Consider the following 4945-nt stretch of genomic DNA (forward strand, 5'->3'; position numbering starts at 1 on the left):
CCGGGCCCTCCACCGCGGAGGGCCCGGCCGGCCCGTCTCGGCCCGGGGTGTGGGCCCGGGTGCGCTGGTGGGTCCGCCAGCTCTCCGGAGAGGGGAAGTACGACGCGTACGTGGCCCACCACCGGGCCCACCATCCGGAGCGCGCGCCGATGACCGAGCGGGAGTTCTGGCGGGCCGAGTACGCGCGCCAGGAGGCCAATCCGGGCAGCCGCTGCTGCTGAGCGGTCTCGACCCGCCCCGCACCGCGCCGCGCTGAGCCAGACGAATCCGCCCGCGAGCCAGACGAATCGGTCTCCTCAGGCCGTCCGCCGCGGCCGAATCGTCTGGCTCGCGACGTCAGCGGGGCCGGCATCGAGTGGGTGTCCGGCGACGGCGACCGCCGCTCACCCACTACGCTGACCCCCATGCGCATCGCCCGTTTCGTGGACCAGGCCGAACCGACCTACGGCATCGTGGAGGGCCCGGCCGACGCCGACCCCGCCGAGCTGAGCATCACCGCCCTGCAGGGCGACCCGTTCTTCCACGGGATCCAGCCCACCGGCACCACGCACCGCCTCGAGGACGTGCGCCTCGTGGCCCCGATCATCCCGCGTTCGAAGATCGTGGGCGTCGGCCGCAACTGGGCCGACCACGCGAAGGAGCTCGGCAACGAGGTCCCCGCCTCGCCGCAGTTCTTCCTCAAGCCGAACACCGCCGTCGTGGGTCCGAACGAGCCCGTGACCCTGCCGAGCTGGTCGGACGAGGTCTCCTACGAGGCCGAGCTCGCCGTCGTCATCGGCACCATCTGCAAGGACGTGCCGGTGAGCCGCGTGGACGACGTCGTGTTCGGCTACACCGTGGGCAACGACCTCACCGCCCGCGACGCCCAGCGCACCGACCTGCAGTGGGCCCGCGCCAAGGGCTTCGACGGCGCCTGCCCGCTGGGCCCGTGGATCGAGACCGAGCTGGACGTGGAGCCGGCCGGCGGCCTGCGCATCACGTCCCGGCTCGACGGCGAGACCCGCCAGGACGGCACGACGGCGGACATGGTCTTCGGCGTCCGCGAGCTCGTGGCCGCGGCCTCGGAGATGTTCACCCTCCTGCCCGGCGACGTGATCCTGACCGGCACCCCGGGCGGGGTCGGGACGGTCCAGGAGGGCCAGCGCGTCGAGGCCGAGGTCGAGGGGATCGGCGTCCTGGCCACCGTCTTCCGCCGCTGACGCGGGCGCCCGACGACGCCGTCCGGGCCCCCGCGTAGACTCGGGGCATCATGACTGACGCCACCGCTCCCGTGTCCGAGAACGCCCCCGCCCCCTTCGCCGACGTCCCCCAGGTGGACGCCGAGACCCCCGTGCGCGTGCGCTTCGCCCCCTCGCCCACCGGCACCCCCCACGTGGGGCTGATCCGCACCGTCCTGTTCAACTGGGGCTGGGCGCGGCACACCGGCGGCACCCTCGTGTTCCGCATCGAGGACACGGATGCCAAGCGCGATTCGGAGGAGTCCTACCAGCAGCTGCTCGAGGCGATGCGCTGGCTCGGGATCGACTGGGACGAGGGCGTCGAGGTCGGCGGCCCGCACGAGCCGTACCGTCAGTCCCAGCGCGGGCAGATCTACGCGGACGTGATCGAGAAGCTCAAGGCCGGCGGATACATCTACCCGTCCTACTCGAGCCCCGAGGAGACCGAGGCCCGTCACCGGGCCGCCGGCCGCGACCCCAAGCTGGGCTACGACGGCCACGACCGTGACCTCACGGACGAGCAGATCGCCGCCTTCGAGGCCGAGGGCCGCGCGCCGGTCTGGCGGCTGCGCATGCCGGACGAGGACATCACCTTCACCGACCTGGTGCGCGGGGAGATCACCTTCAAGGCCGGCTCCGTGCCGGACTTCGTGGTGGTCCGCGCGGACGGGTCGCCGCTGTACACCCTCGTGAACCCGGTGGACGACGCGCTCATGGGCATCACCCACGTGCTGCGCGGCGAGGACCTGCTCTCGTCCACTCCGCGCCAGATCGCGCTCTACCGCGCCCTGCACGCGATCGGCGTCGCCCGGTACATGCCGGTGTTCGGCCACCTGCCCTACGTGATGGGCGAGGGCAACAAGAAGCTGTCCAAGCGCGATCCGCAGGCCAACCTGTTCCTGCACCGGGACAACGGCTTCATCCCGGAGGGCCTGCTGAACTACCTCGGCCTGCTGGGCTGGTCCCTCTCCGCGGACGAGGACATCTTCACCCCGCAGCAGTTCGTGGAGCACTTCGACGTGCACAAGGTGCTGGCCAACCCCGCCCGCTTCGACGAGAAGAAGGCGATCGCGATCAACGGCACGCACGTGCGCATGCTCGACGTGGCCGACTTCCGTGACCGTCTCGTGCCCTACCTGCACGCGGCCGGCCTCGTGGGCGAGCACCTGACGGAGCGGGAGATGGAGGTCCTCACCGCCGCGGCCCCGCTCGTGCAGGAGCGCGTGCAGCTGCTCGGTGAGGCCGTCGAGATGCTCACCTTCCTCTTCACGGCGGACCGGGACGTCCGGACCGCCGAAGGCGCCCTCAAGGGCATGCCGGCGGACCTGGGCGCCGCCGTCGCCGCGGCCCGGGAGGCGCTGGCCGCCCTGCCCGAGGACGAGTTCACCACCGAGCGCATCGAGGCGGCGCTGCGGGCCGCCCTCATCGACGGCCTGGGCCTCAAGCCGCGCCAGGCGTTCGGCCCGGTGCGCGTCGCGGTGACCGGCCGCAAGGTGTCCCCGCCGCTCTTCGAGTCGCTCGAGATCCTGGGCCGGGACTCCGCGCTCGCCCGTCTGGACCGCTTCGCCGCGGAACAGGGCCTGGACCAGGACCAGCCCGCCGACGCATGAGCCGGGGCGTGAGCACGACGCCGGCCGGCGGGTCCGCGGGCGCGCCCGCGCCGCCGGCCTGGGACGCCGTCCTCTTCGACCTGGACGACACGCTGCTGGATCTGCGCTCCGCCCAGCACGCCGCGTTCGACGCGACGGTGCGCCGGCAGTGGGCCGGGGCCGCCGACGTCGACCCGGCGGTGCTGGCTGAGGCCACCGACGCCTTCGCGTCCGACGCCGGCGGCCACTACGGGCGCTACGTGGCCGGGGAGCTGACGTTCGAGGAGCAGCGGCTGGCCCGCGTGGCCGACGCCCTGCGCGCGCTCGGCGTGCCCGAGGACGCGGCGACCCCGCTCGACGGCCTGTGGACCACCGACTACGAAGAGGTCGTGCGCGGGCACTGGGCGCTGTTCCCCGCGACCGTCGACGTCCTCGCCGAGGTGCGGGGAACAGGCCGTGGCGTGGGGATCGTCACGAACAACGTGGAGGCCTACCAGCGCGGCAAGGCCGACGCCCTCGGTCTGGAGTGGGTCGAGGTGCTGATCGGCTCGGACACGGCCGGGGCCCCGAAGCCGGACCCGGCCCCCTTCCTGGCCGGCTGCTCCCGCCTGGGCACGGACCCGGGACGCACCCTCATGGTGGGGGACAGCCTGCGTCACGACGTCGAGGGGGCCCGGTCGGCGGGGCTCGTTCCGGTGTGGATGAGCCCCGACGCCCCCGCCCACGGCGGGGCGGAGGAGCCGCTCTGGGACGAGGAGCACGCATGCTGGCGGATGCGGGCGATCGGCGGGCTGCGGACCTGGCTGGCGGCCTGACCCGCCGATTTTGCACACGTCGCCCGGAGGGTGTAGAGTTCTTACTCGTTGCCGGAGAGATCCGGGAACACCGAGCTCATGAATATGATGCACATCGGTCAGGCATGCTTGACCGACAGTGGGGTATGGTGTAATTGGCAACACAACGGTTTCTGGTACCGTCATTCTAGGTTCGAGTCCTGGTACCCCAGCGAGTCTTCGGACTCAATGAACGCGCACGGGCGGAGACGCTCGGACGTGGCGCACGGCCCCATCGTATAGCGGCCTAGTACGCCGCCCTCTCACGGCGGTAACGCGGGTTCAAATCCCGCTGGGGTCACCCGAGTGACAGGAGGCCCGGTCCCTGCGGACCGGGCTTCCGTCGTTTCCGTCCGCCGGGCCGGCGGGATGGGCGGCCGGTGCGCGCCCGTGAGACGATGGCCCACGTGCCACACACGGATCAGAACGCCCCAGACCTCGGCGTCGACACGGCCGTCCGTCGCGTGCGCGAGCACCTCGCCGCGCTCGAGCTGCCCTTCGAGACCGTCACCGCGGGGCAGGACCGCGCCGAGCGCGAGCGCACCCTGCACCAGATCGACGACTACGTGCTGCCCCGCCTCGACTCGCTCGACGCGCCGCTGCTGGCCGTCGTGGGCGGCTCCACCGGTGCGGGCAAGTCCACGCTGGTGAACGCGCTCGTCGGCCACGAGGTCTCCCGCTCCTCCGCCCTGCGGCCCACCACGCGCCAGCCGCTGCTGCTGCACAACCCCGCCGACGCCCACTGGTTCACGGGCCCGCGGGTGCTGCCCGACCTCGCCCGCGTCAGCGTGCACCGCGACGCGGCCGCCGGCCCCGTCGAACCCGACCAGTCCGCGATGGACACGGTCGCGCTCGTGGCCGAGCCCGCACTGCCCTCGGGCATCGCCCTCGTGGACGCCCCGGACATCGACTCCGTGGCGGACCAGAACCGCGCGCTGGCCCGGCAGCTCCTCGAGGCCGCCGACCTGTGGATCTTCACGACGACGGCGCACCGCTACGCCGACGCCGTGCCCTGGCAGCTGCTGGACGAGGCCGCCGCCCGCGACATCACCGTGGCCGTCGTGCTCGGCCGCGTGCCCGAGGGCGCGGCGGAGGACATCACCCCGGACCTGCGGCGCATGCTCACCGAGCGCGGCCTCGCCGACGCCCGGATCCACGTGATCCCCGAGACCCGCTTCGACGAGCGCGGTCTGCTCCCGCAGGAGCACGTCGCGGGCCTGCGCGCCTGGCTCGAGACCCTCGCCGCCGACGCCCAGGCGCGCGGCGCTGTCGCCCGCCGGACCGTGGACGGCGTGCTGGGCCAGCT

Annotated in this window: 5 protein-coding genes and 2 tRNA genes; all 7 read left to right on the forward strand. The window is 73.1% G+C overall.

The window, feature by feature from the left end; translation table 11 throughout:
* Window positions 1-221 (forward strand): YbdD/YjiX family protein (locus HMPREF3105_RS03115; RefSeq protein ID WP_070708760.1); only part of this gene is annotated, 221 nt, incomplete at its 5' end.
* 183 nt (window positions 222-404) lie between these two features.
* Complete coding sequence (locus HMPREF3105_RS03120) at window positions 405-1199, forward strand: fumarylacetoacetate hydrolase family protein (protein WP_036338067.1); 795 nt, start codon at window positions 405-407, stop codon at window positions 1197-1199.
* A 50-nt stretch (window positions 1200-1249) separates the two neighbouring features.
* Window positions 1250-2827 (forward strand): glutamate--tRNA ligase, encoded by a 1578-nt coding sequence (gene gltX, locus HMPREF3105_RS03125; RefSeq protein WP_070708761.1) that lies wholly within the window; start codon window positions 1250-1252, stop codon window positions 2825-2827.
* A gap of 8 nt (window positions 2828-2835) precedes the next feature.
* A complete protein-coding gene (locus HMPREF3105_RS03130) occupies window positions 2836-3621 on the forward strand; it encodes an HAD family hydrolase (RefSeq protein ID WP_041103180.1) in 786 nt (261 codons plus the stop codon).
* 119 nt (window positions 3622-3740) lie between these two features.
* A tRNA-Gln gene (locus HMPREF3105_RS03135) sits at window positions 3741-3812 on the forward strand.
* Between the two features lie 55 nt (window positions 3813-3867).
* Window positions 3868-3940 (forward strand) — tRNA-Glu (locus tag HMPREF3105_RS03140).
* Window positions 3941-4046: 106 nt separating this feature from the next.
* On the forward strand, window positions 4047-4945 hold an 899-nt coding region (locus tag HMPREF3105_RS03145; RefSeq protein ID WP_210401421.1), incomplete at its 3' end, for a dynamin family protein.

The organism is Micrococcus sp. HMSC31B01 (assembly GCF_001816085.1).
Lineage (GTDB): Bacteria > Actinomycetota > Actinomycetes > Actinomycetales > Micrococcaceae > Micrococcus > Micrococcus luteus.